The 25,251-nt window shown below is 57.7% G+C and carries 28 protein-coding genes and 3 pseudogenes; 28 read left to right on the forward strand and 3 right to left on the reverse strand.

Going from position 1 to position 25,251, the window contains the following annotated elements:
• The first annotated feature begins 7 nt into the window (after positions 1 to 7).
• From VSQ30_RS07640 to VSQ30_RS07705, 14 genes and pseudogenes are all read left to right on the forward strand, one after another.
• Positions 8 to 1,309 carry a phenylacetate--CoA ligase family protein gene (locus VSQ30_RS07640; RefSeq protein WP_334463161.1) on the forward strand — a complete coding sequence of 434 codons (1,302 nt, stop codon included), beginning with the start codon at positions 8 to 10 and terminating at the stop codon, positions 1,307 to 1,309.
• A gap of 33 nt (positions 1,310 to 1,342) precedes the next feature.
• On the forward strand, positions 1,343 to 1,792 hold the full coding sequence (locus VSQ30_RS07645; RefSeq protein ID WP_334463163.1) for a GNAT family N-acetyltransferase: 450 nt from the start codon (positions 1,343 to 1,345) through the stop codon (positions 1,790 to 1,792).
• A 44-nt stretch (positions 1,793 to 1,836) separates the two neighbouring features.
• Positions 1,837 to 2,268 carry an ACT domain-containing protein gene (locus VSQ30_RS07650; protein WP_160641197.1) on the forward strand — a complete coding sequence of 144 codons (432 nt, stop codon included), beginning with the start codon at positions 1,837 to 1,839 and terminating at the stop codon, positions 2,266 to 2,268.
• Positions 2,269 to 2,493: 225 nt separating this feature from the next.
• Complete coding sequence (locus VSQ30_RS07655) at positions 2,494 to 4,329, forward strand: putative polysaccharide biosynthesis protein (RefSeq protein WP_334463164.1); 1,836 nt, start codon at positions 2,494 to 2,496, stop codon at positions 4,327 to 4,329.
• Positions 4,330 to 4,476: 147 nt separating this feature from the next.
• The gene (gene hbs / locus VSQ30_RS07660) at positions 4,477 to 4,752 is read left to right on the forward strand and encodes a non-specific DNA-binding protein Hbs (protein WP_160641199.1); all 276 of its coding nucleotides are present in this window, start codon (positions 4,477 to 4,479) and stop codon (positions 4,750 to 4,752) included.
• Positions 4,753 to 4,954: 202 nt separating this feature from the next.
• On the forward strand, positions 4,955 to 5,200 hold the full coding sequence (locus tag VSQ30_RS07665) for an RNA-binding S4 domain-containing protein (protein WP_334463165.1): 246 nt from the start codon (positions 4,955 to 4,957) through the stop codon (positions 5,198 to 5,200).
• A gap of 167 nt (positions 5,201 to 5,367) precedes the next feature.
• Positions 5,368 to 5,643: a YabP/YqfC family sporulation protein gene (locus VSQ30_RS07670; RefSeq protein ID WP_160641201.1), complete on the forward strand. Its 276-nt coding sequence runs from the start codon at positions 5,368 to 5,370 to the stop codon at positions 5,641 to 5,643.
• On the forward strand, positions 5,640 to 6,131 hold the full coding sequence (yabQ, locus tag VSQ30_RS07675; protein ID WP_334463166.1) for a spore cortex biosynthesis protein YabQ: 492 nt from the start codon (positions 5,640 to 5,642) through the stop codon (positions 6,129 to 6,131). Before VSQ30_RS07670 ends, yabQ begins: the two co-directional genes overlap by 4 nt.
• Before the next feature lie 86 nt (positions 6,132 to 6,217).
• The gene (locus VSQ30_RS07680; protein ID WP_334463167.1) at positions 6,218 to 6,520 is read left to right on the forward strand and encodes an FtsB family cell division protein; all 303 of its coding nucleotides are present in this window, start codon (positions 6,218 to 6,220) and stop codon (positions 6,518 to 6,520) included.
• A 55-nt stretch (positions 6,521 to 6,575) separates the two neighbouring features.
• Complete coding sequence (locus VSQ30_RS07685) at positions 6,576 to 7,088, forward strand: S1 RNA-binding domain-containing protein (protein ID WP_334463168.1); 513 nt, start codon at positions 6,576 to 6,578, stop codon at positions 7,086 to 7,088.
• A gap of 140 nt (positions 7,089 to 7,228) precedes the next feature.
• Positions 7,229 to 8,068 (forward strand): fumarate hydratase, encoded by an 840-nt coding sequence (locus VSQ30_RS07690; RefSeq protein ID WP_334463169.1) that lies wholly within the window; start codon positions 7,229 to 7,231, stop codon positions 8,066 to 8,068.
• Between the two features lie 103 nt (positions 8,069 to 8,171).
• Positions 8,172 to 8,699 carry a ribosome hibernation-promoting factor, HPF/YfiA family gene (gene hpf, locus VSQ30_RS07695; protein WP_334463170.1) on the forward strand — a complete coding sequence of 176 codons (528 nt, stop codon included), beginning with the start codon at positions 8,172 to 8,174 and terminating at the stop codon, positions 8,697 to 8,699.
• A gap of 383 nt (positions 8,700 to 9,082) precedes the next feature.
• A pseudogene (locus tag VSQ30_RS07700) lies at positions 9,083 to 9,325 on the forward strand (helix-turn-helix domain-containing protein); the annotation flags it as partial.
• Between the two features lie 323 nt (positions 9,326 to 9,648).
• Positions 9,649 to 10,034: pseudogene (locus tag VSQ30_RS07705) on the forward strand (HAD hydrolase family protein); the annotation flags it as partial.
• 46 nt (positions 10,035 to 10,080) lie between these two features.
• Here VSQ30_RS07705 and VSQ30_RS07710 read toward each other — a convergent pair.
• Positions 10,081 to 10,251 (reverse strand): ArsR family transcriptional regulator, encoded by a 171-nt coding sequence (locus tag VSQ30_RS07710; RefSeq protein WP_334463172.1) that lies wholly within the window; start codon positions 10,249 to 10,251, stop codon positions 10,081 to 10,083.
• Between the two features lie 26 nt (positions 10,252 to 10,277).
• Between VSQ30_RS07710 and VSQ30_RS07715 the strand changes: the two are divergent.
• Positions 10,278 to 10,667, forward strand: a pseudogene (locus VSQ30_RS07715) (DUF4368 domain-containing protein); the annotation flags it as partial.
• A gap of 55 nt (positions 10,668 to 10,722) precedes the next feature.
• Here the strand turns inward: VSQ30_RS07715 and VSQ30_RS07720 are convergent.
• Positions 10,723 to 11,397: an HD domain-containing protein gene (locus VSQ30_RS07720; RefSeq protein WP_160641459.1), complete on the reverse strand. Its 675-nt coding sequence runs from the start codon at positions 11,395 to 11,397 to the stop codon at positions 10,723 to 10,725.
• Between the two features lie 27 nt (positions 11,398 to 11,424).
• Positions 11,425 to 12,807: a Sapep family Mn(2+)-dependent dipeptidase gene (locus VSQ30_RS07725; RefSeq protein WP_334463175.1), complete on the reverse strand. Its 1,383-nt coding sequence runs from the start codon at positions 12,805 to 12,807 to the stop codon at positions 11,425 to 11,427.
• 102 nt (positions 12,808 to 12,909) lie between these two features.
• Between VSQ30_RS07725 and VSQ30_RS07730 the strand changes: the two genes are divergently transcribed.
• From VSQ30_RS07730 to csaB, 13 genes are all read left to right on the forward strand, one after another.
• Entirely contained in the window at positions 12,910 to 13,491 is a 582-nt protein-coding gene (locus VSQ30_RS07730; RefSeq protein WP_334463177.1) for a nucleoside recognition domain-containing protein, read from the forward strand.
• A 23-nt stretch (positions 13,492 to 13,514) separates the two neighbouring features.
• Positions 13,515 to 14,033, forward strand: coding sequence for a spore maturation protein (locus VSQ30_RS07735; protein ID WP_334463179.1), 519 nt, complete (start codon positions 13,515 to 13,517; stop codon positions 14,031 to 14,033).
• Between the two features lie 180 nt (positions 14,034 to 14,213).
• Positions 14,214 to 14,660 carry a transcription antitermination factor NusB gene (nusB, locus tag VSQ30_RS07740; RefSeq protein ID WP_334463181.1) on the forward strand — a complete coding sequence of 149 codons (447 nt, stop codon included), beginning with the start codon at positions 14,214 to 14,216 and terminating at the stop codon, positions 14,658 to 14,660.
• 55 nt (positions 14,661 to 14,715) lie between these two features.
• Positions 14,716 to 15,642, forward strand: a complete 927-nt coding sequence (locus tag VSQ30_RS07745) for a Kae1-like domain-containing protein (protein WP_334463183.1) — start codon at positions 14,716 to 14,718, stop codon at positions 15,640 to 15,642.
• Positions 15,639 to 16,844: an exodeoxyribonuclease VII large subunit gene (xseA, locus tag VSQ30_RS07750; protein ID WP_160641454.1), complete on the forward strand. Its 1,206-nt coding sequence runs from the start codon at positions 15,639 to 15,641 to the stop codon at positions 16,842 to 16,844. Before VSQ30_RS07745 ends, xseA begins: the two co-directional genes overlap by 4 nt.
• Positions 16,845 to 16,988: 144 nt before the next feature.
• On the forward strand, positions 16,989 to 17,201 hold the full coding sequence (locus tag VSQ30_RS07755) for an exodeoxyribonuclease VII small subunit (protein WP_201751168.1): 213 nt from the start codon (positions 16,989 to 16,991) through the stop codon (positions 17,199 to 17,201).
• Positions 17,194 to 18,072 carry a polyprenyl synthetase family protein gene (locus VSQ30_RS07760; RefSeq protein WP_334463185.1) on the forward strand — a complete coding sequence of 293 codons (879 nt, stop codon included), beginning with the start codon at positions 17,194 to 17,196 and terminating at the stop codon, positions 18,070 to 18,072. Before VSQ30_RS07755 ends, VSQ30_RS07760 begins: the two co-directional genes overlap by 8 nt.
• A complete protein-coding gene (locus tag VSQ30_RS07765) occupies positions 18,069 to 18,989 on the forward strand; it encodes an RluA family pseudouridine synthase (RefSeq protein ID WP_334463187.1) in 921 nt (306 codons plus the stop codon). Before VSQ30_RS07760 ends, VSQ30_RS07765 begins: the two co-directional genes overlap by 4 nt.
• Positions 18,974 to 19,846, forward strand: coding sequence for a zinc dependent phospholipase C family protein (locus tag VSQ30_RS07770; protein ID WP_334463189.1), 873 nt, complete (start codon positions 18,974 to 18,976; stop codon positions 19,844 to 19,846). The genes VSQ30_RS07765 and VSQ30_RS07770 overlap by 16 nt, the downstream gene beginning before the upstream one ends.
• A gap of 44 nt (positions 19,847 to 19,890) precedes the next feature.
• Positions 19,891 to 21,084, forward strand: coding sequence for an ABC transporter substrate-binding protein (locus tag VSQ30_RS07775; protein WP_334463191.1), 1,194 nt, complete (start codon positions 19,891 to 19,893; stop codon positions 21,082 to 21,084).
• Positions 21,029 to 22,012 (forward strand): FecCD family ABC transporter permease, encoded by a 984-nt coding sequence (locus tag VSQ30_RS07780; RefSeq protein ID WP_334464824.1) that lies wholly within the window; start codon positions 21,029 to 21,031, stop codon positions 22,010 to 22,012. Before VSQ30_RS07775 ends, VSQ30_RS07780 begins: the two co-directional genes overlap by 56 nt.
• 40 nt (positions 22,013 to 22,052) lie before the next feature.
• Entirely contained in the window at positions 22,053 to 22,820 is a 768-nt protein-coding gene (locus tag VSQ30_RS07785; RefSeq protein WP_334463193.1) for an ABC transporter ATP-binding protein, read from the forward strand.
• 130 nt (positions 22,821 to 22,950) lie between these two features.
• The gene (csaB, locus tag VSQ30_RS07790; protein WP_334463196.1) at positions 22,951 to 25,179 is read left to right on the forward strand and encodes a polysaccharide pyruvyl transferase CsaB; all 2,229 of its coding nucleotides are present in this window, start codon (positions 22,951 to 22,953) and stop codon (positions 25,177 to 25,179) included.
• The last annotated feature ends 72 nt before the right edge of the window (positions 25,180 to 25,251 follow it).

Below are 25,251 nucleotides of genomic sequence, written 5' to 3' on the forward strand. Positions count from 1 at the left end.
ATGCGGTATGCCAAATTATTTTCAGCCCGAAATTGAGTGCGCTTCCCGGGAAACCCTGCGGGAAATACAGTCCAAGCGCCTGGCGGACATGGTGAAGCGCTGCTATGAAAATGTCCCCTTCTATAAAAAGAAGTTTGACGCCATTGGCCTCAAGCCAGAAGATGTGAAATCTATTGACGACATCGTGAAGCTGCCCTTCACAGAGAAGCAGGATCTCCGGGATACCTATCCCTTCGGCCTGGTGGCAGTGCCCCGGGGGGAGCTGGCCCGTATCCACGCCTCCTCCGGCACCACAGGCAAGCAGACGGTGGTGGCCTATACAGCCAGGGATTTGGACACTTGGGCCACCGGGGCCGCCAGGGCCATTGTGGCAGTGGGCGGCAGGAAGGAGGATTTGGTACACGTGTCCTATGGCTACGGGCTTTTTACAGGGGGCCTGGGGCTGCACGACGGCGCGGAAAAGCTGGGGGCGGCGGTTATCCCTGTGTCCAGCGGCAACACTAACCGGCAGGTGCAGATTTTGCAGGACTATGGCAGCGACATCCTCTGCTGCACTCCCAGCTATGCCATGTATATCGGGGAAACCGTCCGGGACAAGGGCATAGACCCGGAAAGCCTGCGGGTGCGCATCGGCATTTTCGGGGCAGAGCCTTGGACAGAGGAAATGCGCCGGGAGATTGAAAAGGCCCTGGCCATAAAGGCCTATGACATTTACGGCCTTTCGGAAATTGCCGGGCCTGGGGTTTCCTGCGAGTGCCAAGAGCAGGCGGGTATGCATGTGCAGGAGGATTATTTCTATCCGGAAATTATCGATCCCGTAACCGGGGAGCAGCTTCCCGACGGCGTGGAAGGAGAGCTGGTGTTCACCTGTATCGGCAAGGAAGCCCTGCCATTGGTGCGCTACCGCACCAGGGACATTGCCTCTCTGACCCATGAGGTGTGCAAATGCGGGCGCACCACTGTGCGCATGACAAAGCCCAAGGGCCGCACCGATGACATGCTCATTATCCGGGGCATCAACGTGTTCCCCTCCCAGATTGAAAGCGTGCTGCTTGATTTGGGCATGGATCCCAACTACCGCATGGTGGTGGACAGAAAGAATAATCTGGACACGCTGGAAGTGCAGGTGGAGATGAACAGCGGCATGTTCTCCGACACCGTGCGCAATCTGGAAAAAGTGGAAAAGCGCATTGCCGGCGCGCTCCAGTCCACCCTGAACATTGCGGCGAAAATCACCCTCCTGGAGCCTAAGTCCCTCCAGCGTTCTGAAGGCAAGGCCAAACGGGTGGAGGACAGGAGAAAGTTTTAAGGGCAATGCGAACCGGAAGAAAGGAGAGTCTGTATGTATGTAAGGCAGGCGGAAACAGGGGACGTTTCCCGTATCGCGGAGATTTTTGTTTTCGTGCGCCGGGAGAAATTCTTCCCCATTTTCCAGTATGAGCCATATTCCTTTGGGGAGCTGCAGGTGCTGCCTGTTGCCCGGGAATACCTGGACAGCCCCAGCCGCCTGCAGGACGTGCTGGTGTATGACGACGGCATTGTGCGGGGCTTCCTGGAGATGGATGGCAGCGAAATAAAGCACCTGTATGTGGAATCCTTCTTCCGGGGCCAGGGCATTGGCGGGGCGCTGCTGGAACAGGCGGTGCAGGCCCGGGGGGCTTCCTGGCTGTGGGCCTTGGAAAAGAACCCGGACGCCATCCGCTTTTATGAGCGCCATGGCTTTGCCCTCACCGGGGAGCGGGTGCTGGAGGAAGATACAGAGGAATATCTGCTGCGGATGGAAAGAAAATAAACTTTATCTATATATATTTGTATTCTTTTAAAGGAGGAGCGATTATGCAAATTCAACAGTTGTCCGTCTTTATTGAGAACAAGCCGGGCCGTCTGGCGGAAATTACCGAGGTGCTGGCTGGAGCGGAAATCGACATCCGGGCCATTTCTGTGGCGGATACCAGCGATTTCGGCATCCTGCGGGTGATTGTAGACCGGCCCCAGGACGCTGTGGACGCCTTGAAGGCCCATGGCATGACTGTGTCCCTGACAAACGTGATAGCCGTAGGCATTCCGGATGTTTCCGGATCCTTTGCCAAGGTGGTGCGGCTGCTGTCCGACAAGGGCTTTGACCTGGAGTACATGTATGCTTTTATCAGCCGGGACAAGGGCAAGGCCTTTGTGATCATCCGGGTGGATCAGGGCCAGCAGGCTGCGGAGGCCCTAAAGGCCGACGGCTGGGAAATCCTCACCCAGGATGTTTTAAGCCATATGTAAACCCGCCATGGGAGAATCGAGAGGGAGCGCCAGCCCTTTGTGCCCGGTTCTGTTTCCTTCTCTGTGTGTTTCACACTACCCCCATATAAAGCGAGGGAGCGCCTTCCCGCAGGAGGGCGCTCCTTTTGCCTGCGAAAGGCCCCTTTCCCTGGGACAAATATTGCGCCTTCCTCCGGCATATGATGCAGGGAGGCATACTGTAAAAAACCGGAAGAGAGAAGCGCCATGGGCAGAAAGCCAGGCGGTTACTATACGATATATCTGTGCAGATGGCTGTATCGCATGGCGGTTTTTTGGAAAGGCGGGGTGCGGATGCAAAACCAGGGAGAGAAGCGGAGCGGACAGAACTTTTTATGGGGGGCCTTGATCCTCACAGCCGGGATGGCAGTGGTGAAGGTGGTGGGGGCGCTGTTTAAAATTCCCCTCCAGCGGATTATCGGAGAATATGGCATGGGGCTTTTCAACGTGGCCTATAATTTTTACGGGCCGGTTTTCAGCCTGGCAACAGCGGGCTTCCCAGTGGCGGTATCCCGCCTTGTGTCGGAAAGCAGCTCCCAGGGGCGCTGGCAGGATGTGGACGAGGTGCGAAAAGCCGCCCTGCCCCTGTTTTTGGGGATAGGGGCCATAGGAACTATAGGGGTCACCCTGGCGGCCCCCTTTTACTGCGAGTTTGCCGTAGGCAGCCCCCAGGCCCTTTTCCCCATGCTGGCCTTGGCCCCGGCGGTGCTGTTCGCCTGCTGCGGCTCCGTTTACAGAGGGTATTTTGCCGGACTGGGAGATATGCGGCCCACAGCGGTTTCGGAGATTATAGAAGCCCTGATCAAGCTGGTGCTGGGCCTCTGGTGCGCCGGGGCCATTGCCCAGGCGGGGCAGCGGGAGCTGGCCCAGAGCGGGACGGTGTTCGGCTTTGCCCCGCCTACAGTGGACGCGGGGGAATTCCTGGTGCTGGCCCTGTCCGCGGCCGGGGCTGTGCTGGGGGTGACGGCAGGTTCTTTGGGTGCGCTTTTGTACCTGTGGATCCGTTTCCGCCTGGGGGGCAGGGCAGGGGAGAGGAAATCCCCTCCTGCAGCCAGGCGGCGGGAAACTGTCTGGCGGCTTTTAAAAATTACCGCGCCGGTGGCGGCAGGCTCCATTGCCATGAATGCCGGGGGGCTGATTGACGCCACTTTTTTGCAGAACCGGCTGGGCGACATTATGAAAAGCGATCCGGCAGGGTTATTGCGGGCATATCCGGGCATGATACCCACTGTATACCTGGATAACCCGGAAAGCATCCCCACTTTTTTATACGGGTGCTATACCCTGGCCCTCACCTTGTATCTGCTGGTGCCGGCCATCACCCAGGCTTTTGGGGTCAGCGCCCTGCCCGCTGTCACCCGGGCCTGGGCCAGAGGGGAAAAACAGGCCTTGCAGGGGAGCATGGCTTCTATCCTGCGCCTGACAGCCCTGTTCTGCTTTCCTGCCGGGCTGGGGCTTACCGCCCTGGCAGAACCCGTTACCAGGGCCTTGTACGGGGCCGGGCCTTCCACGCCTCTGGTGGCAGGGGTGCTGGGCATTCTGGGGCCTGCGTCCCTGCTCACAGCTTTAAGCACGCCCCTTTCCAGTATGCTGCAGGCAGTGGGGCGGGCGGACTTGCCTGTGAAGCTGCTGGGGATAGCCATGGCTTTAAAAATCGGGGTAAACTGGGTGTTGTGCGGGATTCCGGAAATAAACCTCCTGGGTGCCGGGGTAGGCACCCTGCTGTGCTACCTGTTTTTAACCGTTTCCCAGCTATACTGCCTGCAAAAGGTGACCGGCACCCGCTTCTCCGCAAAGCGGGTGCTGGGCAGGCCCTTCCTCTGCGCGCTGGTATGCGGGGCCGCAGCCTTTGGAGGGCATGGCATTCTCATCCGCCTGCTGCCGGATCAGGCGCTTTTCTGCCTGGGGGCCGCCATCCTCTTGGGCGCCTGTGTATATGGGACAGGGGCGCTGCTGCTGGGCGCGGTGAGAAAAAGTGACCTGCTGATGCTGCCTGGTGGGCAAAAAATTGCAAAAACCCTTGAAAAAAGGGGATGGATATGATATTATTGCAAATGCTACAGCTTTTTAACCCTTTCAGGCCCTGCGGATTCCTTCCGCCAAAGCCTGTTGTACTGGCATAGCAGCCACAAGACGCGGCCTGCGTTTCCCATCGGCAGGCCAGATCAATATTTTTGGAGGTACTCATAAATGAACAAGTCTGAACTGATCGCGGATGTCGCCCTGCGGGCAGACATCACCAAGAAAGATGCTGACGCCGCTGTAAACGCTGTGATTGACTCCATTACCAATGCTCTGGAAAAGGGTGACAAGGTGCAGTTGGTGGGCTTTGGCACCTTTGAGGTGCGCACCCGCGGCGCCCGTACCGGGCGCAACCCCCGCAACAACGAGGAGATCAATATTCCTGAATCCAAGGCCCCTGCCTTTAAGGCTGGCAAGGCTTTGAAGGATGTTGTGAATAAGTAGCTTTGTGAGTATCCAGCGGGCCCGGGGCGTATCCGGGCCTGTTTTTGTTTCCGGACAGGGAGAAAGCGGCAGCGCTCCCGCCCGCAAACGCCCGGCTCCGCCGGGCCGGCAAGGCAAAGCCTGCCGCCCGGGGCCAAAGGCCCCGGGGGTTGCGGGCGGGGCAGGCTGCTTCTTAAAACGCGCAGAGAAGGAGGAAAAATTCATGCGACTTGACAAATATCTGAAAATATCCCGGCTGATAAAGCGCCGCACCGTGGCAAACGAGGCCTGCGACGCGGGCCGGGTGCTGGTAAACGGCAGGCAGGCCCGGGCTTCTTACGATGTGAAGGCCGGGGATGTGCTGGAAATCACCATGGGGGAGCGGGTGCTGAAGGCTGAAGTGCTCTCTGTGGCGGAATACGTGAAGAAGGAAGAGGCTGCGGGGCTGTACCGGATCATTGAGGAATAACAGGGACGGCTTTTGCATATCCATTTCTTGACCGGGGCTATAGTAAACGCCTTTGAAAGCCGGGAAAGCCCGGCTTTCAGGCAGACGGCTCTGCCGCTAGTTCAAAAGGGATTTTACCCGTTTTTGAACCGCGCTGGCTGCAATCCCCGGCAGAAGGGATGGAACATATGGCAGACCTCCAGCAGTCCATGAAAAAGCATACGCTGCATATAGACGCCAGGGAGCACATGACCGCCACAGGCATACGGCGGGTGGATTTTTTCAGCGACGAGCTGATAACGGCCCAGACAGACATGGGCCAGCTTAACATAAAGGGCCAGGCCCTGCATATAGACAGCCTGAACGCGGACACAGGGGATATGCGGGTTGTGGGCAAGGTGGCGGCAGTGTCCTACACAGAGAGCAGCCCGGCCCTGTCCTTTTTTGGCAGGCTGTTTAAATGACCGGGAGCACATGGCCCATAGCGCTTTTCTGCCTGACAAGCGGCGCGGCACTGGGCGCGCTGTTTCTGCTGTGCAAGGCCTTGCGGCTGGCCCTGGGCGGGGGAAAGCTGCTTACGGCGGCGCTGGATACGGCTTTCGGGCTGGTTTGCGGCGCAGTGGTGTTCTTATGCGCTCTGGCGGTGGACAAAGGCAGGCTGCGCCTTTTGCAGGCAGCCCTGCAGGCCCTGGGGGCTTGGGGCGTTGTGGTTTCCCTGGATCCCCTGGCCACTGCCGGGGGAAAGCTTCTGCGCTTTTTGTGGAAGAAGATTTCCTGTTTTCTTTCAGCTCCCTTCCGTTGGGCAAAAGGAAAGCTGGCACGCTGGAAAAAAGCGCGGAAAAAGAAAAATTTCCCTAAAGGCAGGCGCGGGAGCAAGAAAAAACCCCGCAGAAAAGGGGCAGGATTTGAAAAAAATCCGCCATACGCCAAAAAACCGGAAAAAAGCACTTGAAAAACTTATGTAGACTATTATATAATGGGTGCAGCGGGTTCTTTGCCCAGGATGCCAAAAAGAGCTTTTAAAAGGAGGGCGGCCTTTTGCAGGAAAAGAAAAAAGGAAAATACAAGGGCAGCCTCCTTTTGAAATTCGCAGTGTTCTGCCTGGCGCTGTTTGTGGCCTTCACCCTTGTGAGCAGGCAGATCGAAATATCCCAGAAGCGCCGGACGCTGGAAGATCTGCAGCAGCGGCTGGATAAACAGACTATCCGCAATGAAGAGCTGGCGGATTCCCTGAAGGACAGCAGCGGGCTGGAGGAATATGCGGAGAAAAAAGCCCGGCGGGATCTGGACTACGCCAAGCCCAACGAACGCATTTTTGTGGACGTGGGCGGCGGGGACTGAGGAAAGCATCTGCCATTTACAGATTCGAGTAAGCCAGGGAGGAAAAATCGAAACTATGCAGCTTGAGGTTGGAGAGATCTATGAGGGTAAGGTGACGGGGATCACCAAGTTTGGGGCATTTGTAAGCTTTGAAGGGGGCCGCACAGGCATGGTCCACATTTCAGAGGTGGCTCCTGTATTCGTCAACGAGATAAAGGATTTCGTCACAGAAGGGCAAGTGGTCAAGGTAAAGGTGCTGTCTGTCAGCGAGGAAGGGAAGGTAAGCCTTTCCATCAAGAAGGCCCTGCCGGAAGATCAGCAGCGCAAGCCAGCCTCCCGGCGCCCTGAAGGCGGGGAGAGGGGGAACGCCCGCCGCGGGCAGGGCCGCCCGCCCAGAAGCCCCCGCCCGGCGCCGCAGCCAAGCCCCGGAAGGCCCGGGGACTTTGAGTGGCAGAGCAGGCGCAACGACAGCGGCAGCTTTGAGGACATGATGTCCCGCTTCAAGCAGACCAGTGACGAAAAAATGTCCGACCTGAAGCGCAGCACAGACACCCGCCGGGGAGGCTATTCCCGCCGGGGGCCGAAATAAGGAACATACATCCAACCCCTTTCAAGAGGGGTTAAGCCAGGCGGCGGGCCATGGGTAAAAGCTTGCGCAGCGCTGCCGGATGTTTTATACCAGTAAGGGCCTTTCAGGCCCTTTTACTTTTTAACAAAGAGGGAGAGAATATGCGGAAAATTACAGCGGGGGACATTGCGGAGGCAGTCCGGCGGCTTTGCGTGGAGGCCAACCGGGAGCTGCCTGCGGGATTGGAAAAACTGGTGCGGGAAAGCCCTGGCCGGGAGTCCAGTGGGACAGGCCGGGCCATTTTAAGAGACTTGGCGGAAAACCTGGACGCTGCCCGGCAGATGGCGGTGCCTATCTGCCAGGACACAGGCATGGCAGTGGTGTTTGCCCAGGTGGGCCAGGAGGTTTGCATAGAGGGGGATTTTGAGGCCGCTGTAAACGAAGGGGTGCGCCGGGGCTATGTGGAAGGGCTGCTGCGCTGCTCTGTGGTGGCAGATCCCCTGCGCCGTAAAAACACAGGGGACAACACCCCCGCCATCCTCCACACCCGTCTGGTGCCTGGGGACAAGCTGGAGCTTACGGTGGCCCCGAAAGGCTTTGGCAGCGAGAACATGAGCCGCCTGCACATGTTCACCCCTGCCGCCAGCCCGGAGGACATTATCGGGTTTGTGGCGGAAACCGTCTCCCAGGCAGGGGCAAACCCCTGCCCTCCCGTTGTGCTGGGCGTGGGCATTGGCGGGGATTTCGAGCTGTGTGCCTGCCTTGCCAAGAAAGCCCTGTGCCGGGATGTTTCCCAGCGCCACCCGGATCCTTACTATCAGGCGCTGGAAGCCAGGATGCTGGAAGCGGTGAACAAAACAGGGGTAGGCCCCCAGGGCTTTGGCGGGGACGTAACGGCTTTGGCGGTAAACATTGAAACATATCCCACCCACATTGCCGGCCTGCCTGTGGCAGTGAATGTGGGGTGCCATGTGACCCGGCATAAAACTTTAATAATTTAAGCGGAAATGATTGCGTTTTTTTAGGTATTGTGCTACAATAGAATTACAAAAAACCGGCTACGGTGCTTTTGGAAAAATCAGGAGAAAGAAAGGTGGCCATTCCATGAAGATCACGATTGTGGGGAGAAAAGTCAATCTGCGCAGCAATTTTAAAGAGCTGGTGGAAAAAAAGCTTTCCAAGTTTGACAGGATCTTTGACGATGACGCCGAAGCGGTGGTCACCGTGACGGTGGAGCGCAACCGCCAGACCGTGGAGATCACCATCAAACAGCGGGGCATGATCTGCCGCGCCGAGGATACCGCCATAGAGATGAACGAGGCGCTGGATCACGTGGTTGCCGCTTTGGGCAAGCAGATCCGCCGCAACAAGACAAGGCTTGAGAAATCTAAAAAGATGAACCCCGGCATTGTCATTGCCGATGATTACTATGACGAGCCTGACGAGGAGATTAAAATTACCCGCAGCAAGTCCTTCTTCGTCAAGGTGATGTCCCCAGAGGAGGCGGTTATGCAGATGAACATGTTGGGCCACGAGTTCTTCATGTTCCGCAACGACGAGTCCGGCGAAATCAATGTGGTCTACCGCCGGAAGGACGGGGACTATGGCCTGCTTGTGCCGGAAAGCAAGTAATAGTTAACACAGCTCAAAAGAGGTACGCCTCTTTTGAGCCGGACGGCAAAGCCGCCCAGCTTTAAAATCGGATGTACCGATTTTAAAGTGTGTTTACTATAACCCCTTTTCCCGGCAGGCGCAAGCTTTTTTGTACGTATACGTCCAGTAAAAAAAGGCCGCGGCATTTAAGGGCGTTGCCATAAGAAAACATGGAAAACCCCAGTAAATCAATGCTTTTTAAGGGCAGTGGAAAACGGGGCGGCGCAAACAAGTGAACAACAGCACAGAAAACGGGCGATGCCGGCAAGACACCGCCCGTTTCTGCGTCCCGGCCAGCGCCGCAGATTATGAAAAGTCTGCGGTGTTTTTTCATGTCCAGACACCGAAAGGAGCGGAGAGCCATGCCAGTATTCCGCGTGGAGAGGAACAAGGGGTACACGGTGATGTCCAACTACCATCTGCGGGACAAATCCCTGTCCCTGAAAGCCAAGGGCCTGTTGTCGCAGATTTTGTCACTCCCGGAAGATTGGGATTATACCCTGTCCGGCTTGTGCTATATCAACCGGGAGAACAAGGACGCTATTTGTTCCGCCGTCAACGAATTGGAGCGGGCTGGGTACATTGAGCGCCACCAGACCACGGACGAAAGGAGTGTGTCCAAGCGAACAGTTAGGGCTTGTTTGAAAAATCGAAAACGCTGTCTTTTTGCCCATAAGCGGCCATATTCTGCGTCAAAAATCCTCGCCAACCGGCAGGTTGGCTTGCGGTTTTATCCTGGAATCTGACCACTTCTGAATCAAAAATTCGTCATTCCCTCTATTTTCAAACAAGCCCTAAAAGAAATTGAGAAAAGAAAAAGGAGGTTGGGAGAGAGGATAGAGAACCCGAAAGCGAGCCTTGGCTGCTCCGAACCGGTTGTAGGCACGCACAAAAAGACACAGAACAGCCCTGAGGTTCTCCAGCTTGCGTGGCCTTTGTGGGTGACGGCATCAATGACGCGCCTGTGCTGGCGTGGGCCGATGTGGGTATCGCTATGGGCGCTCTCGGCTCCGATGCGGTGATCGAGGCCGCTGATGTGGTGATCGAGGCCGCTGATGTGGTGCTGAAGACCGATGAACCGTCCAAAATCGCCGCCGTCATGTAGATTGCCCGCAAGACCATCGTATTTCCAATGAGAACATCGTCTTTTCCCTGGGGGTCAAATTCCTGGTGCTGATCCTGGGGGCGCTGGGTCGCGCTAATATGTGGGCGGCGGTGTTTGCGGATGTGGGCGTTTCGGTGATTGCCATTCTGAACGCTATCCGGCCATGCGGGTCAAGCAGTTTGAAACTCCGGCGCAGGAGTGAAGTATAACACAGGAAATGCGCCGCACTTTCATAAGCGCGGCGCATTTCTTCTATCAGCCGGTAGGACAGGTGATCTCAAACAGCGCGTCAATGGTTCGGTGCAGCATCTTCGCCTGGATGGTGTCCGCCAAAGTATAGTAAACCTCTTTCCCGTCCCGGCGGCTTTCAAAGATTCCGCCCTTTTTCAGAATCCGCAGGTGGTGGGATACGGCAGGGTCGCTCATGCCAACAGAGGCGGCGAATGATGTATCAGCAACGCTCCGCTGAAACAGAAAAGGAAATGAAGCGTAGGAAGCGGGAAGTTTTACAAGCGCATAAGCGGATAGCGGAACTTGACCGTATCTTCAAGCGGATTTATGAGGACGACATAAGCGGGGCCATCAGCCATGACAGGTTTCTGAAGCTGTCCGCAGAGTATGAAGCGGAACAGCAGGAACTGGAAGAAAAGGTCAAGGCAGACCAGCAGGAAGTCGATACCTACGAACAGAACAAAAGCGATTTTGACAGCTTCGCCGCAATTATCCGCAAATATGTGGGGATAAAGGAACTTACCCCCGCAATCGTCAATGAATTTATCAAGAAAATCATAGTCCATGCGCCGGAAAAGGTGGAGGGGAAACGGGTACAGAAGCTGGATATAGAAAAGGTATAGCAAACTTTGCCAGAACCCAGCTTTGGAGCGGCCCCAAAGGCTTTTAAAGCAGCCGGGTGTTGTTGATGATAAGCTCGAACTGCAGGCCCAGGGTTCTTGCGGCCTTGCGGCACAGCACCATGCGCTCCAGGAAAATTTCAAAGTATTCCATAACGGGGCATATTTCCGTGTCTATCACAATATTAAATGTACAGACCTTCTGCTCCGGGTCAATTTCAAGCCGCATGTCCTCCACTGCGTAATTCACCCGGTCATGGATGTCCGCCGCCAGCACTGCATCCTTGCGCACCCGGGTGCGGCGCACATCGCTTTTGTCCGAAAGGATAAGGGCTGCTGCCAGGGGGTTAACCGGGTAAGCCGTCTTTTCGTCATGGTGCCCGATGGCGGAGCACACCATGGCGATTTCCTCCGGAGGCATCTGCAGTTTGTTTAAAAGGGTGAAGGCCATCAGCGCGCCGCTGTGGGCATGATCCGCCCGGTTCACCGTGTTGCCGATGTCATGCATGTACCCGGCAATTGCCGCCAGTTCGCAGGTGCGGGCAGGGTATCCCAAAGATTCCAAAATGCGCTGGGCATAATGGCTGCTGCGCTTGGCATGGGCAAGGCCATGTTCTGTAAAGCCGATGGAGCCTAAGCAGTTGTTGCCGCTTTCAATATAGCAGCGCACCTCCGGGTTTTTAAAAATATCTTCGGGGGAGAGGGCTTGGTAATCCGCCATATGCTGACCGCCTTTCTGTAGCTTTTTTTATTCTGCTGTGAGCATCCTGTACATGGCCTCCAGGCAGATCTGGGCATGAAGCTTCAAGCTGTCCAGCTTCACCCGCTCGTTTACATCGTGGGCATGGCTGTTGGGATCTCCTTTGAAGCCGGGGCCGAAAGCAACGCCCTTGCCGAACATCTGCCGGGCATAGGTGCCGCCGCCCATGGAAAAGATTTCACACTCTTCGCCGGTCACGTCCTCATACGCGCCGGAAAGCAGGGTGACAAGCTGGCTTTCCTTAGGCAGGTACAGGGGGACAGAGTTGGAAAGCAGGGTGTAGGCCAGGCCCTCATAGGGCTGCACAGCCTTTTCCAGGGTGGCGGAAATCTCCTGCCCGTCCAAGGTGGCGGGGTAGCGGATATCCACCGTCAGGCTGCAGGCGTTTTCATCCACGCTTACCAAGCCCAGGTTGAAGGTGAGGGGGCCGCTGGGCTCGTCGCTGAGCTTTACGCCCATAGGTTCGCCGTCGTGGTGCAGGCCGATTTTTTCATAGGCAAAGCAGAAGAAAACGCCGGCTTTTTCCCCGAACACCTCATAGAGAAGCTTCACCAGATGGGAAGCCGCGTTCACGCCGTTCCAGGGGGTGGAGGCGTGGGCCGCCTGCCCAATGGACAAAATGGAAACGCCGCTCTCTGTGGGGGTGATTTCAAATTCTGTTCCAGCCTTTTGGGCGGCTTCCCGCAGCTTCTCCAGTTCTTCAGCCGTGCAGGCGATTTCACACTGGGCCTTGGCGGGCACCGCGTTCACCACAGTGCCGGAGGCAAAGCTTTTCACCACCTGGGAATCATTCTTCCCGGTTACCGTGAAATTGATGCCGCCCTTTTCGCAGTGGCAGATGCCGTATTCCGCGTCGGGGGTAAAGCCCATGTCAGGCCGCTGCTCCTTGGAGAAATAGTGGGGCATGTCGCCCATGCCGATTTCCTCGGCAGAGCCGAAAATAACCCGCAGCTTCCGGTTGCCCTTCACCCCCGCGTCCTTTAAGGCGCGCAGGCAGTGCAGGGCGATAATGCCAGCCCCCTTGTTGTCGGACACACCCCGGCCATAGGCCATGCCGTCCTTGATAACCATGGTGTAGGGGTCGGTGTCCCAGTTTTCCGGATCCCCTGCGGGCACCACGTCCATGTGGGACATCACCACAGCGTTGCCTTCCCCCTCGCCGTACTCGGCGTGGGCGGCAAAGTAGTCCACATTTTTGGCCTGCAAGCCATAGCCCTGGGCCATTTCCACCACGGTGTCCAGCACCCGGGCGCAGTCGTCCCCAAAGGGATGGGGGCCTTCCGCAGGCTTTGCCACAGAGGGGATGGCTACAACCTTAGCTAAGTCCTGGAGGATATCGTCCCAGTATTCGAGAATTTTTTCACCAAACATACGCGATTTCCTTTCTTTTGTAAAGGGATATAGGAACACTCTATACGATAAACTTTTTTGCCGGCAAAGTCAAGCCCAGCGGGAAAAAGGAGGGGCTTTTTTATGATAAACTACATTTGGTTCGGCATGATTGCCGCCAGCGTCCTCTGCGCCCTGTGTACCGGCAGGCTGGGGGAGCTGTCCGCTGCTGTAATGGAAGGGGCCCAAGGGGCGGTAGAGCTTTCCATTTCCCTTTTAGGCAGCATGTGCGCCTGGCTGGGCTTTTTGAAAATCGCGGAAAAGAGCGGGCTTACAAATCTTCTGGCAGAGGCCTTTTCCCCTGTAATCAACTGGCTTTTCCCGGAATACAAAGGGGACAGGGAAATTAAGGGGAAAATCTGCATGAACATTTCCGCCAATTTCCTGGGCCTTGGCAACGCCGCCACCCCCCTGGGGATAGCCGCCATGCAGGCTATGCAGGAAAAGAACCCCCGCGGGGATATGCCCACAAAGGGAATGGTGCTCTTTGTGGTGATGAACACAGCTTCCCTGCAGCTTCTGCCCATTAACATGGCTGCCATGCGGGGCGCCTGCGGCAGCGCGCAGCCCTTCGGCATCCTGCCGGAGATCTGGCTCACCTCCCTGGGGGCGCTGCTTGCAGCCCTGTTGTTTTGCAAAATAATGGAGGGGAAAAGCTGCTTGTAAACACAAGAAAGGGGGAGAGGGGCATGGAAAAAATCGGCGCGGCGGCCCTGCCTGTGATACTGGGCTTCATCCTGCTGTATGGCTTCTTCAAAAATATTGACGTGTTCGACTCCTTTGTACAGGGGGCAAAGGAGGGGGTACACACCACCTTAGGGCTGCTGCCCACCCTTATCGGGCTGATTCTCGCTGTAACCATGATGCGCCAGTCCGGCCTGCTGGAACTGCTGTGCAGCCTTATGGCGCCTTTAGCCCAGGCTACCCACATTGACCCGGAGCTGCTGCCCCTGGCCCTTTTGCGGCCTGTTTCCGGCAGCGGATCCTCGGCTTATGCCCTGTCTCTGCTCCAGCAGTTTGGCCCGGACAGCGAAACCGGCAGGATAGCCTCTGTGCTGACAGCCTCCACAGAAACCACCTTTTACGCCATCACCGTATACTTTGGCGCCTGCGGCTGCAAAAAGCTTTCCTATTCGGTGCCTGCCGGGCTTTTGGGGGATACAGCCGCCCTGGCGCTCTCCATTATTTCTGTAAAGATTTTTGGATAGATTTTCTTGCAGTATCCCGGCTTCTGTGATAAAATGGCTATAACAAGCCGCAGGAAAGGCCGGACAGGCCCGCCGCAGCCAGGCGGGCTTTTTTTCTGCCGCTTTTACGGGATGTGACTGAGGAAAAGAGAAAAAGGAAAGGAAGGCGCGGGACGGGTTCCGCGCGGTGGTGGGGTGCGTATGACAAGACGGGAAGCAAGGGAGCAGGCATTCTGCCTGCTGTTTGAACAGGCAGCAGGCGGGGAGAGCATGAACGACATCCTCCACGCCGCCACGGAGGCCCGGGATCTGATTCCCGATCCCTTTGCGGAGGAGGTGGCTCTGGGGGCAGAGCGCCAGGGGGAAAAGATTGACAAGGTGATTAGCGAAAACATCCGGGGCTGGAGCCTGCGCAGGCTCTCCAAGGTGACCCTGGCGCTGCTGCGGCTCTCGGTATACGAGCTGCTGTTTGCCCAGGACATCCCTGCCAGCGTTTCCATTAACGAAGCGGTGGAATTGGCAAAAACCTACGGCGGGAAAGATGACGCGCCCTATATCAACGGGGTGCTGGCGTCTGTTGCGCGCCAGCACAGAAAGGAAGAGTTCCCTAACCCCCGGAAAGAGCCGCAAGGGGAAGCGGAAAAGTAGAGCAAAAGCTGTGCCGGCTTATTGGCATGGCTTTTAAAAGGAAAGGAGGAGGCTGGTGCGCTGCTTAGGGATAGATACAAGCAATTATACCACCTCTGCCGCTGTTTTTGCGGGGGAGGTGCTGGAAAACCGCCGCATGCTGCTGCCGGTGAAGCCCGGGGAAAAGGGCCTGCGGCAAAGCGATGCGGTGTTTCACCATGTGCGGCAGCTTCCCCAGGTGCTGGCCCCCATCCTGGAGAGGGGGGAGGCTATGGACGCGGTGGGGGTTTCTGCATCCCCTCGCGGCGCGGAAGGCTCTTACATGCCCTGCTTTTTAGTGGGAAAGGGGTTTGCCCAGGCTTTAGCCGGGGCCTGGTGCGTGCCTATAGAATATTTTTCCCACCAGCAGGGGCATATTGCGGCGGCGCTCTATTCGGCGGGAAAGCTTGACCTGCTCAGAAAGCCCTTTTTGGCCTTCCACGTCTCCGGGGGCACCACAGAGGCCCTCCTAGTGGCCCCTGACAGGGACGGAATGCCAAAGGCGGTTTTAGCCGCCCAGTCCCTTGACCTCAAGGCCGGGCAGGCAGTGGACAGGGTAGGCGTTATGCTGGGGCTTCCCTTCCCCTGCGGGCCGGAACTGGAAAAGCTGGCCCTCAAATGGACAGATAAGGTATCTGTGCGCCCTGCCATGAAGGGGGCGGACTGCTCTCTTTCCGGGATTGAAAATAAAAGCGCCGCCATGGTGCGGGAGGGCCGGGAGCCAGCGGAGACAGCCCGGTTCTGCATAGAATCCATTGGGGCGGCATTAGACAAAATGTGTGAAGCCTTATTGCGGGAGCATGGTTCCCTCCCTGTGCTGTTTGCAGGAGGCGTGTGCTCCAATAGCATTTTGCGGGACAGGCTTTCCCAAAAATACGGGGCATGGTTTGCCGCGCCGGAGTTTTCTTCAGACAATGGGGCAGGGGCGGCCATACTGGCCTATAAAAAGAGGGCGGGCTTATGAGCGGCGTGCTGACAGTTTCCCAGGTGAATTTCTTCCTTAAATCCCTCATAGAAGGAGACGGGCGGCTTTCCGATATCCTTGTCAGCGGGGAAATCTCCAATTTTACTGACCACTATAAATCAGGGCACCTGTATTTTTCCTTAAAGGACGAAAAGTCTGTAATAAAGGCTGTGATGTTTGCAGGGGCGGCCCGGCGGCTGCGCTTCCGGCCCCAAAACGGCATGAAGGTGATTGTCCGGGGCAGGGTGTCGGTGTATGAGCCAAGCGGGCAGTACCAGCTTTATGGGGAGGACATGCAGCCCGACGGCATGGGGGCCTTAAGCCTTGCCTATGAGCAGCTAAAGGAGCGCCTGACTGCGGAGGGGCTGTTTGACAGGGAGCATAAGCGGCCCCTGCCTGCCTATCCGGAGAGAATCGGGGTGGTCACCTCTCCCAGCGGCGCGGCAGTGCGGGATATTTTGCAGGTAACTGCCCGGCGGTGGCCTTTGGCGGAGATTGTATTTTGCCCGGTGCTGGTGCAGGGGGAGGGCGCTCCCGCCCAGTTAAGAGCCGCCATAGAGGCATTGAACCGGAGGCGGGCCTGCGATGTTATCATCATAGGCCGGGGCGGCGGCTCTTTGGAGGATTTGTGGGCCTTTAACGATGAGGCCCTGGCCCGGGCTGTTTATGCCTCCGCCATCCCGGTGGTGTCTGCCGTAGGCCATGAGACGGATTTTACCATCTGCGATTTTGCCGCCGACCTGCGCGCCCCCACCCCCAGCGCGGCAGCAGAGCTGTGTACCCCGGACTGCCTGGAAGAAATGGAAAGGATGAGGTCTTTCCACCGGTATTTCCTGGAGGAGTCGAAGAGCTTTGTAGATTCCCTGCGGCAAAGCGTGGACATCCTCACGAGGGATTCCCCTCTGCAAAGCCCCGCGGCCTATGTGCAGGCCTGCCGGGAAAGGCTTGCGGGGCTTACAAAGGCCCTGGCAGGGATGCAGCAAAGGCGGCTGGACAAAAGCAGGGGAGAGCTTTCCGCCCTTGCCGGCAGGCTGGACGCTTTAAGCCCTCTGCGGGTGCTGTCCCGGGGATATGCCCTGGTGCGCGATGAAAAGGGGCAGGCTGTAACAGACGTGGGCGCCCTGCGCCCGGGCCAGCAGGTGGCAATCCGGGGGGCAGAGGCCTCTGCCCTGGCGGAAATCCTTAAAGTGGACGCGGTGTGAAAAAACGAAAAAAGGAACGATACCGGGCGCAAAGCGCTGCTTTTTTACGGCTTTTTGTGCGTATCCAGTATCGCGCGGCGATTAAAATCCCCAAAAGCTGGGAATGATGCTGTGTGAAAACGCAGAGGAAGGGAGTGGTTTTGGTTGGCGGGAAAGGCAAAGCTGAAGTTTGAAGAAGCCATGATGCGGCTTCAGGAAATTGTTAAAAGGCTTGAAAGCGGGGAGGAACCCTTGGAAGGGGCCATGAAGCTTTTTGAAGAAGGGGCAAAGCTTTCCGCCCAGTGCTATGAAGCACTGGACAAGGCGGAGCAGAAGGTGTCCCAGCTTGCGAAACTGGAGGGCGAAGCGGATGGCTGATAAAATGGAACTGTACCGGGAGCAGATTGAAAAGGCCCTGACCCAGGCCATCCCGGCCCCGGCGGAGGGAGACGGCAGGAGCCTTGTGCGGGAGGCCATGGCCTACAGCCTTTTGTGCGGCGGCAAGCGGGTGCGGCCTGTGCTCACCCTGGCTTTTTGCGAACTGTGCGGGGGAGAGCCTTCCATGGCCCTGCCCTTTGCCTGCGCTGTGGAGATGGTTCACACCTATTCCCTCATCCATGACGACATGCCCTGCATGGACGATGACGCCATGCGCCGGGGCAGGCCCGCCAACCACAAGGCTTATGGGGAGGCCATGGCCCTGCTGGCAGGGGACGGCCTTTTAACCCTGGCTTTTGAAACAGCCCTTTCCTTTGCCGGGGATGCAAAGGCGGCGCTGGAGGGAGCGCGGCTTCTTGCCAGGCGGGCGGGACATGAAGGCATGGTGGGAGGACAGTGCATTGACCTGCGGTCTGAGGGCAGGGAGATGACAGTGCCCCTCCTGCAGGCCATGGATGACGGGAAAACTGTGGCGCTGATTGACGCTGCCTGCGGCATGGGCTGCATTGCCGCAGGGGCGGGAGAGGAGGCCCTGCAGGCTGCCAGGCGGTATGCTTATGGCCTGGGCATGGCCTTCCAGCTTCGGGATGATATTTTGGACGTGGAGGGCAGCGCGGACAAGCTGGGAAAGGATACAGGCATGGATGCTGCCCGCAGCAAGCAGAATTACGTCTCCCTCCTGGGGGTGGAAGAGGCCAAGCGCCTGGTAAATGAGTACACCCGGGAAGCGGTGGAAGCCCTGAAGGCTTTTCCAGGGGAGAAGGATTTCCTGGAAAGCCTTGCCCTTTCCCTTGCTGCCAGGGAAAATTGACACGCCGCCTTTCCTATGCCGTACCTTTAGAGTGGGAGGGGGCGGCTGTAAAGGACTTTGCCAAAAAGCGGCTGGGGTTTTCTGCCCATGTGCTGGCACAGCAGAAGCGGGCAGAGGGGGGAATCCTCTTAAACGGCGTGCCTGTTTTCACCACGGCCCTGCTGAAAGCAGGGGATATGCTGTCCTTTTGCCTGCCCCTTTTAGAGGGGACGTACCCTCCTGAGAAGCTTCCTTTCTCTGTCCTCTTTGAAACGGAGGATTTCCTGGTGGTTCATAAGCCTGCCGGAATGCCAGTGCATCCTTCCCCGGGGCATGACAGGGACAGCCTTTTAAACGGCGCGGCCTATTATTATCAGGCTAAGGGCGCTCTGTGCCCGCTGCTCTGCCCTCTATACCGGCTGGACAGGGACACCAGCGGCGCTATCGCCCTGGGGAAACACACCCTGGCTGTGTCTGGGACGGCGCTGGAAAAAACGTATTTTGCCCTGTGCCAGGGAACCCTTTCCGGGCGGGGCACCATAGACGTGCCCATTGGGCTGGAAGAGGGGAGCAAAATCAAGCGCCAGTGCGGCAGCGGCCAGCGGGCGGTTACCCACTGGGAGGCCCTGGAAAGCGGGGGAGGCCACACCCTGCTGGCTGTGCGGCTGGAAACCGGGCGCACCCATCAGATCCGGGCGCATTTTTCTTATATGGGGTATCCATTGGCTGGGGACGATCTCTATGGCGGCAGCCAGGCCCTAATAGGCCGGCAGGCGCTGCACTGCGGGGTTCTGCACATGAAAAGCGCAGCCCTTGATATGGACAGAACCTTTGCCGCAGGGTTCCCGCCAGACATGAAAGAAGCCTTTCCCTGGCTGCCAGAGGTGGGAGGCATCATAAAATCAGAAAAGGGGCGATGCAAATGCCAGCCAGCCTGACCCATTATACTTTTGCGAAAACCGTCTTGGAAGGCCTGCCGGAAGCCGGCGGGCTTGTAGAGCCTGCCTATTTCTGGGGCGCCCAAGGCCCGGATTTTCTCTTCTGCCACCATTACCTGCGCTTTGTAGGGATTGGGAAGGAAAAGGAGGGGTTAAAGGAATATGGGAACCTGCTGCACAGCACCCGGCCTTCCCTGACCCTGTCCGCTATGAGGAACTTTCTGGAAAAACACCCGGAGCCAGCCTATGCTTCTTATGTCCAGGGATTTTTGTGCCACTACGCCCTGGATTCCACCGCCCACCCCTATGTAAACGCCCTGGCAGGGGAGCTGGCTGCCCAGCGCCCCCATGAAACGCCTTCTTCCATGCATGGGGAGATAGAGTCGGCACTGGATGCCATTGTCCTGCGGCGGGAAACCGGAAAGCTGCCCTCAGAGGTAAAGCTTAAAAACCTGTTCCCCAAAAACGAGGGAATACAGCGGCGCATTGCCAAGCTGTACCATGCAGTGCTGCTGGAGGTATACAACCAGGAGATTCCGGAGGAGGAGCTGCTGCAGGCCACCCGGGATACCCGGTTTGTCTTTGCCGCCATTACCGACCGTACAGGCTTTAAGCACCGCCTTTTCAGCCTGCTGGAGCGGGGCAGGCCCCATGTGATAACCTCCCACATCGTGCCCCTCACCGAAGGGAATGAGGTGGATTACGCCAACGTGCAGGAAAGCCCTTGGGGCGGGGAAGGCCGCACAGAAAGCTTTTTCTCCCTGTACGAACAGGCTGTACAGCTTGCCCGGCGGCTGATACAGGATTTCCCGTCCTGCGACCTTGCCGCCATAACCGGGGAAAGGCCCTTCGGATAAACAGGATGCTGAAAAAACGCCAAAGAGAAAGGAATCCGCTATTTATGATAAAGAAAACCTTCTTGTGCCTTTTATGCCTCTGCCTTGTGCTGTCTGGCTGCGGGGACGGCTCTGCCCCTGCATCTTCCTCTGGTGAGGCGGCCCTGTCCTCTGCCATGCCGGAACCGGAAAGCAGTTCCCAGGCCCCTGCTGTGTCCGGGATGGAGAGTGCCCCGGATGTTTCTGGCGCGTATGAATACCGGGGAGACGGCAAAGAGCAGTATGTCATACCGGAGTTTTCCAGAAGGGGAGAGGATGGCGCCCTGTTAAACCCGGGCATATTCCGGGATTCTTTGGGCGGGGAATTCCCGGACATGCCGGAGAACCCCCGCACTGTCTCTCTGTACGGATCCTATGCGGAGGCCTGGCTGCTTGCCGGCGGGGAGCTTGCCGGCGTGACAAAGGACGCTTTGGAGGAGCGGGACTTGGGGCTTCCTGCGGACATCCCTGTGGTGGGCACGGTGAAGGAGCCGAACGCAGAGACCATCATCGCCCTGGAGCCGGAGCTGGTGCTTTTGAACCCGGACATTGCCGGGCAGATGGATATCCGGGATGTGCTGGAAAACGCGGGGATTTCCTGCGCCTGCTTCCGGGTGGATACCTTTGCGGATTACAGCTCCATGATGTTCCAGTTCTGGGGCCTTACCGGGCGGGAGGATCTGTATAAACAGAACGTGGAGGACGTGGGAGAGGAGATTCAAGAGGCGAAGATGACTGCCGCCTTGAGCAGCAACCTGCCCAGCGTGCTGCTGATGCGGGCCTTTTCCACAGGCATTAAAGCTAAAACCGACGATGAGCTGGCAGGCTCTATTCTAAAGGATTTGAACGCCCGCAATATTGCGGACGATCACCCTTCCATGTTAGAGGATTTGAGCCTGGAGGAGATTATTGGGGCAGATCCGGACTTCATCTTTGTCACCACCATGGGAAACGAGGAAAAGGCTCTGCAATATCTTGACTCCCTCATAGAGAAGAACCCTGCCTGGCAGGAGCTGACCGCTGTGAAGGAAGGCCGCTATATCGTGCTGCCCAAGGATTTATTCCACTATAAGCCCAATAACCGCTGGGGGGAAAGCTATGAATACCTGGGGAAAATCCTTTATCCGGCCCTTTTTGAAGGGGAGTGGCAGCGCAAAGCTGCCGATGAAGGCCAGGGACAGCAGGAAACTGCTGCTGCTTCTGCTGCTGACGCTTCTTAGCGCCCTGCTGGGGGCCGGGGCGGGGGCCTCCTTCATTGACGTGCCCTCTGCCTTAGGGGAAATCCTCTCCGGCAGGGCGGAAAGCCCGGATGCCCGCATCCTGCTGTATGTGCGGCTGCCCCGGGTGTGCGCCAGCCTCCTTGCAGGCTCGGCCCTGGCGGTGGCGGGGCTTTTAATCCAGGCAGTGCTTTCAAACCCGCTGGCTTCACCCAATGTTATCGGGGTAAACGCCGGGGCGGGCTTTTTCGCTTTTTTGTTTATGGCGGTTTTGCCCGGCAGCACAGGGGCCTGTGCCCTGGGAGCCTTCCTGGGCGCCCTTGCCGCCACCCTTATTGTATATGCTGTGGCCGCTGCCGCCGGGGCGGGGAAGCTGACCATCATCCTGGCGGGCGTGGCAGTCAGCAGTATTTTCACGGCGGGCTTAAACGCTGTGAAAACCTTTTCCCCGGAAACCCTCTATAACGGCAGCACCTTTCTCATCGGCGGCTTTTCCGGGGTGTCTATGGCGGACATCACCCCCGCCTGGGTGTGTATCCTGCTGGCCCTTTTAGGGTGTATGCTCCTGCCCCGGCAGCTTGACGTGCTCTGTCTGGGGGAGGAGACGGCCCGCAGCTTGGGCCAGCCGGTGGGCGTCATACGTTTTGCCGCCATCATCCTCTCCTGCGTGCTGGCAGGCTGTGCCGTCAGCTTTTCCGGGCTTATCGGCTTTGTGGGACTGATTGTGCCCCATATCACCCGCAGGCTTTTCGGGCAGTCCCACCGCTGGCTGCTGCCCGGAGCCTGCCTTTTGGGCGCGTGTTTGGTCACTTTCAGCGACCTTCTCAGCCGCCTGCTGTTTTCCCCTTATGAAATCCCGGTAGGCATCCTTTTATCCCTTACAGGCGGGCCTTTCTTCCTGTTTTTGATTTTGCGCAGGCGGCGGCGCTGAAGCCCTTTTGAAAACTGAGAGGAAAATAAAGAGAGGAGGGATGGCTGTGGTTTCGTTTTCCCAGGTGAGCGCTGGCCATGGGGGCCGGGCGGTTTTGGAGGGGGTCAGCTTCACAGCCCCCAAAGGCAGGATGACTGCCCTTATCGGGCCGAACGGCTGCGGGAAAACCACCCTGCTGAAAACGGCCTGCGGCCTGATCCCTCCCTTGAAGGGGAAAATCGCCATAGATGGCAGGATGCGGAAGGACGCGGGCCGCAAAGAGTGGGCAAGGCTCTGCGCCCTGCTGCCCCAGATGCGGGAAGCGCCCGCCCTGACAGTGGAAGCGCTGGTGTCCCATGGGCGGTATCCCCATCTTTCCTTTGGGCGCGACTTGACGGCCGCGGACAAGGAAGCAGTCTTTCGGGCCATGGAGGAAGCGGGCGTGCTTTCCTTGCGGGAAAGGGAGGTGCCAAAGCTTTCCGGGGGAGAGCGCCAGCGCGTTTACTTTGCCATGGCCCTGGCCCAAAGCCCGGAGGTGTTCTTCCTGGACGAGCCTACCACCTATCTGGATATCGGGCAAAAATACGAGATGCTGGAGCTTATCCGGAGCCTGCGGGAGCGGGGGAAAACCGTGGTGATGGTACTGCACGATCTGTCCCTTGCCTTTTCCTACAGCGATTTTATAGCTGTGCTGGGCCAGGGGAAGCTTTTGGCCTTTGGGAAAAGCCGGGAGGTTTTCCAAAGCGGCGTGCCAGAGCAGGCTTTTGGCGTGCGGGGGGAACGGGTGCTGGTAAACGGCAGGGAGGAGTTCCTCTTTGTGCGGCCTTGACCCTGGGGCCGCAGGCAGGTATAATAGAGGAAGATACTGGTGAAAATTCGGAAGAAAGGAACGATACCGGATATACTGGCCTGCTTTTCTGCGGCTTTTTATGTGTGTCCCGTATCGCATGGCGATTACTATGCGGGTAGTGCATCTGATAGGCGGAGGCGACACAGGCGGCGCCAAAACCCATGTGCTGGGGCTTTTATGTAAGCTGAAGGAGCATGTGGACGCAGAGCTGGTATGCTTTCGCCGGGGAGAGTTTTCAGAGGACGCGGAAAAGCTGGGCATCCCGGTTCACATTATTGATACGGGGAACCCCTTTTCCGATTTGCCTCACCTGAAAAAGCTGTTGCGCCCAGGAGAGGTGGACGCCCTGCACTGTCATGGGGCCAGGGGCAACCTGATGGGTGTGATGATGAAGAGGTATCTGCAGGTGCCGGTTATCACCACCGTACACAGCGATTACCGTCTGGATTACCTGGGCCGCCCCGGGGCGCGGCTGGTGTATGGCACCACCAATACAGTCTGCCTGCGGCAGGTGGATTATTACATCTGCGTGGCAGGGCCTGTTACCGAGGCCATGATAGAGCGGAACTTCCCTGCGGAGCGGATTTATACCATCTATAACGGCATAGATTTCAGCGCCCCTAAAAACTGTGTGCCCCCAAAGGAATTTCTGCGCTCTTTAGGCCTTGAGGTGCAGGAGGGGGACGTGGTGGTAGGCATTGTGGCCCGGATGACTGCCGTTAAGGATCATTCCACCTTGCTGCGGGCTTTGCAGGTTGCCGCCCAAAAATGCCCCAACCTGAAGCTGGTGTGCGCGGGGGATGGGGAAGATGAGAAAAAGCTGCGGGAGCTTTCCAAGTCGCTGGGGATTGAAAACCGGGTGTGCTTTGCGGGCTGGGTGAAGGATATGGATTCCTTCTACAATGCTGTGGACATCAACCTTTTGTCCTCCCTTTCCGAGGGCTTTCCCTATGCCTTGGCAGAGGGCACCCGCTTCCATCTGCCCACCTTGTCCACCCGGGTGGGAGGGGTGCCGGTTTTGATAGATCATGAAGAAAACGGCCTTTTGTTCGAGCCGGAAGACTATCAGCAGCTTGCGGCATACCTTATTCAGCTCTATGAGGATCCGGCTTTGCGCCGGGAGCTGGGGGAGAAGCTTTTCGAGAAGGCCCAAAGGGAGTTTTCCCTGGAGCACATGGTAGAATACCAGCTGGAAATCTACAAGGACGTGCTGCGCCGCCACGCCCGGCGGAAGGCCCGGGGCAGGCGGGACGGAGCCATTATCTGCGGGGCATACGGCCATGGCAACGCCGGGGACGACGCCATTTTAAAGTCGGTGATACAGGCGGTGCAGGGCCTTGACAAGGACATGCCCATTACCGTGCTGGCAAAAAACACCGGGAGCATTAAACGCCGCTACCGGGTGAATGCCCTTTACACCTTCCATTTCTTAAAAATGCTGTGGGCCATGGGGAAATCGAAGCTGTATATTAACGGCGGCGGCACCCTTATCCAGAACGCCACCAGCCAGCGCAGCCTGTGGTATTACCTGTTCACCCTCTGGGCCGCCAAACGGCTGGGGAACAAGGTGGATATGTATGGCTGCGGCATCGGGCCGGTCACTGGGAAGATGAACGTGTGGCTGGTGCGCCACGTGCTCAACAGTTCGGTGGACACCATCACCCTGCGGGAGGAGGACTCGGTGCGGGAGCTTAAGGGCTTTGGGGTGACAAGTCCGGAAATCCAGCTCAGCTCTGACCCGGCTTTGGTGCTGCCTCCTGCCGGAGAGCAGAAGGCGGCTGCCTGCCTTGCGGCCAGCGGCCTTTCGACAGAGGGAAACTATATCTGCTTTATGCTGCGCTCCTGGGCGGGTTTCACAGAAAAGGCCGGCGTGTTCGCCGCTTGTGCCCAATACGCCTATGACGCCTATGGCCTGACCCCTGTGTTCCTTGCCCTGAACCCGGCGCCGGATACCCTTGCCGCCGGGAAAGTCTGCCGGGGCCTTGCCTGCCCCCATCATATTCTGGACAGCGCGGACAGCCCGGAGCTGATTATTTCCGTATTATCCCACATGCGGCTGGTGGTGTCCATGCGGCTGCATGGCCTTATCTTTTCTTCCCTCAGCGGCATTCCCATGGTGGGGGTTTCCTACGATCCCAAAATCGGCTCTTTCCTGCGGTATCTGGGCTATGGTTCCTGCATTGAGCTGGGAGAGGTGACAGCGGAAAACCTGAAAGCCGCCATGGACAGGGAAATCCGCTGGGAGCCGGGGGCTCCAAAGCTTCTGGAATGTACGGAAAAGCTTATCCAGGTGCAGCAGGAAAACGTGGAGGCCCTGCGTCGGCTGCTGGAGCAGTAAAATATATCCTGTGCCCCCGCCCTTTGGGACGGGGGATGTTTATGCAGGGGGACGCGGAAAATATGCCCGGCG

The organism is Acutalibacter sp. JLR.KK004 (genome assembly GCF_036941085.1).
Classification (GTDB): Bacteria; Bacillota; Clostridia; order Oscillospirales; family Acutalibacteraceae; genus Acutalibacter.

What these genes read in the sequence shown, in the direction of transcription:
- VSQ30_RS07720 (WP_160641459.1), bottom strand. Translation starts at nt 11,397, where the DNA reads ATGGCGGATTACCAAGCCCTCTCCCCCGAAGATATTTTTAAAAACCCG.
- VSQ30_RS07655 (WP_334463164.1), top strand. Translation starts at nt 2,494, where the DNA reads ATGGGCAGAAAGCCAGGCGGTTACTATACGATATATCTGTGCAGATGG.
- hbs (WP_160641199.1), top strand. Translation starts at nt 4,477, where the DNA reads ATGAACAAGTCTGAACTGATCGCGGATGTCGCCCTGCGGGCAGACATC.
- VSQ30_RS07640 (WP_334463161.1), top strand. Translation starts at nt 8, where the DNA reads ATGCCAAATTATTTTCAGCCCGAAATTGAGTGCGCTTCCCGGGAAACC.
- VSQ30_RS07735 (WP_334463179.1), top strand. Translation starts at nt 13,515, where the DNA reads ATGGAAAAAATCGGCGCGGCGGCCCTGCCTGTGATACTGGGCTTCATC.
- VSQ30_RS07685 (WP_334463168.1), top strand. Translation starts at nt 6,576, where the DNA reads ATGCAGCTTGAGGTTGGAGAGATCTATGAGGGTAAGGTGACGGGGATC.
- VSQ30_RS07650 (WP_160641197.1), top strand. Translation starts at nt 1,837, where the DNA reads ATGCAAATTCAACAGTTGTCCGTCTTTATTGAGAACAAGCCGGGCCGT.
- VSQ30_RS07710 (WP_334463172.1), bottom strand. Translation starts at nt 10,251, where the DNA reads ATGAGCGACCCTGCCGTATCCCACCACCTGCGGATTCTGAAAAAGGGC.
- VSQ30_RS07780 (WP_334464824.1), top strand. Translation starts at nt 21,029, where the DNA reads ATGAAGGCCAGGGACAGCAGGAAACTGCTGCTGCTTCTGCTGCTGACG.
- VSQ30_RS07670 (WP_160641201.1), top strand. Translation starts at nt 5,368, where the DNA reads ATGGCAGACCTCCAGCAGTCCATGAAAAAGCATACGCTGCATATAGAC.
- VSQ30_RS07785 (WP_334463193.1), top strand. Translation starts at nt 22,053, where the DNA reads ATGGCTGTGGTTTCGTTTTCCCAGGTGAGCGCTGGCCATGGGGGCCGG.
- VSQ30_RS07725 (WP_334463175.1), bottom strand. Translation starts at nt 12,807, where the DNA reads ATGTTTGGTGAAAAAATTCTCGAATACTGGGACGATATCCTCCAGGAC.
- VSQ30_RS07770 (WP_334463189.1), top strand. Translation starts at nt 18,974, where the DNA reads ATGCCAGCCAGCCTGACCCATTATACTTTTGCGAAAACCGTCTTGGAA.
- VSQ30_RS07730 (WP_334463177.1), top strand. Translation starts at nt 12,910, where the DNA reads ATGATAAACTACATTTGGTTCGGCATGATTGCCGCCAGCGTCCTCTGC.
- VSQ30_RS07645 (WP_334463163.1), top strand. Translation starts at nt 1,343, where the DNA reads ATGTATGTAAGGCAGGCGGAAACAGGGGACGTTTCCCGTATCGCGGAG.
- nusB (WP_334463181.1), top strand. Translation starts at nt 14,214, where the DNA reads ATGACAAGACGGGAAGCAAGGGAGCAGGCATTCTGCCTGCTGTTTGAA.
- yabQ (WP_334463166.1), top strand. Translation starts at nt 5,640, where the DNA reads ATGACCGGGAGCACATGGCCCATAGCGCTTTTCTGCCTGACAAGCGGC.
- hpf (WP_334463170.1), top strand. Translation starts at nt 8,172, where the DNA reads ATGAAGATCACGATTGTGGGGAGAAAAGTCAATCTGCGCAGCAATTTT.
- VSQ30_RS07665 (WP_334463165.1), top strand. Translation starts at nt 4,955, where the DNA reads ATGCGACTTGACAAATATCTGAAAATATCCCGGCTGATAAAGCGCCGC.
- VSQ30_RS07690 (WP_334463169.1), top strand. Translation starts at nt 7,229, where the DNA reads ATGCGGAAAATTACAGCGGGGGACATTGCGGAGGCAGTCCGGCGGCTT.
- csaB (WP_334463196.1), top strand. Translation starts at nt 22,951, where the DNA reads ATGCGGGTAGTGCATCTGATAGGCGGAGGCGACACAGGCGGCGCCAAA.
- VSQ30_RS07760 (WP_334463185.1), top strand. Translation starts at nt 17,194, where the DNA reads ATGGCTGATAAAATGGAACTGTACCGGGAGCAGATTGAAAAGGCCCTG.
- VSQ30_RS07775 (WP_334463191.1), top strand. Translation starts at nt 19,891, where the DNA reads ATGATAAAGAAAACCTTCTTGTGCCTTTTATGCCTCTGCCTTGTGCTG.
- xseA (WP_160641454.1), top strand. Translation starts at nt 15,639, where the DNA reads ATGAGCGGCGTGCTGACAGTTTCCCAGGTGAATTTCTTCCTTAAATCC.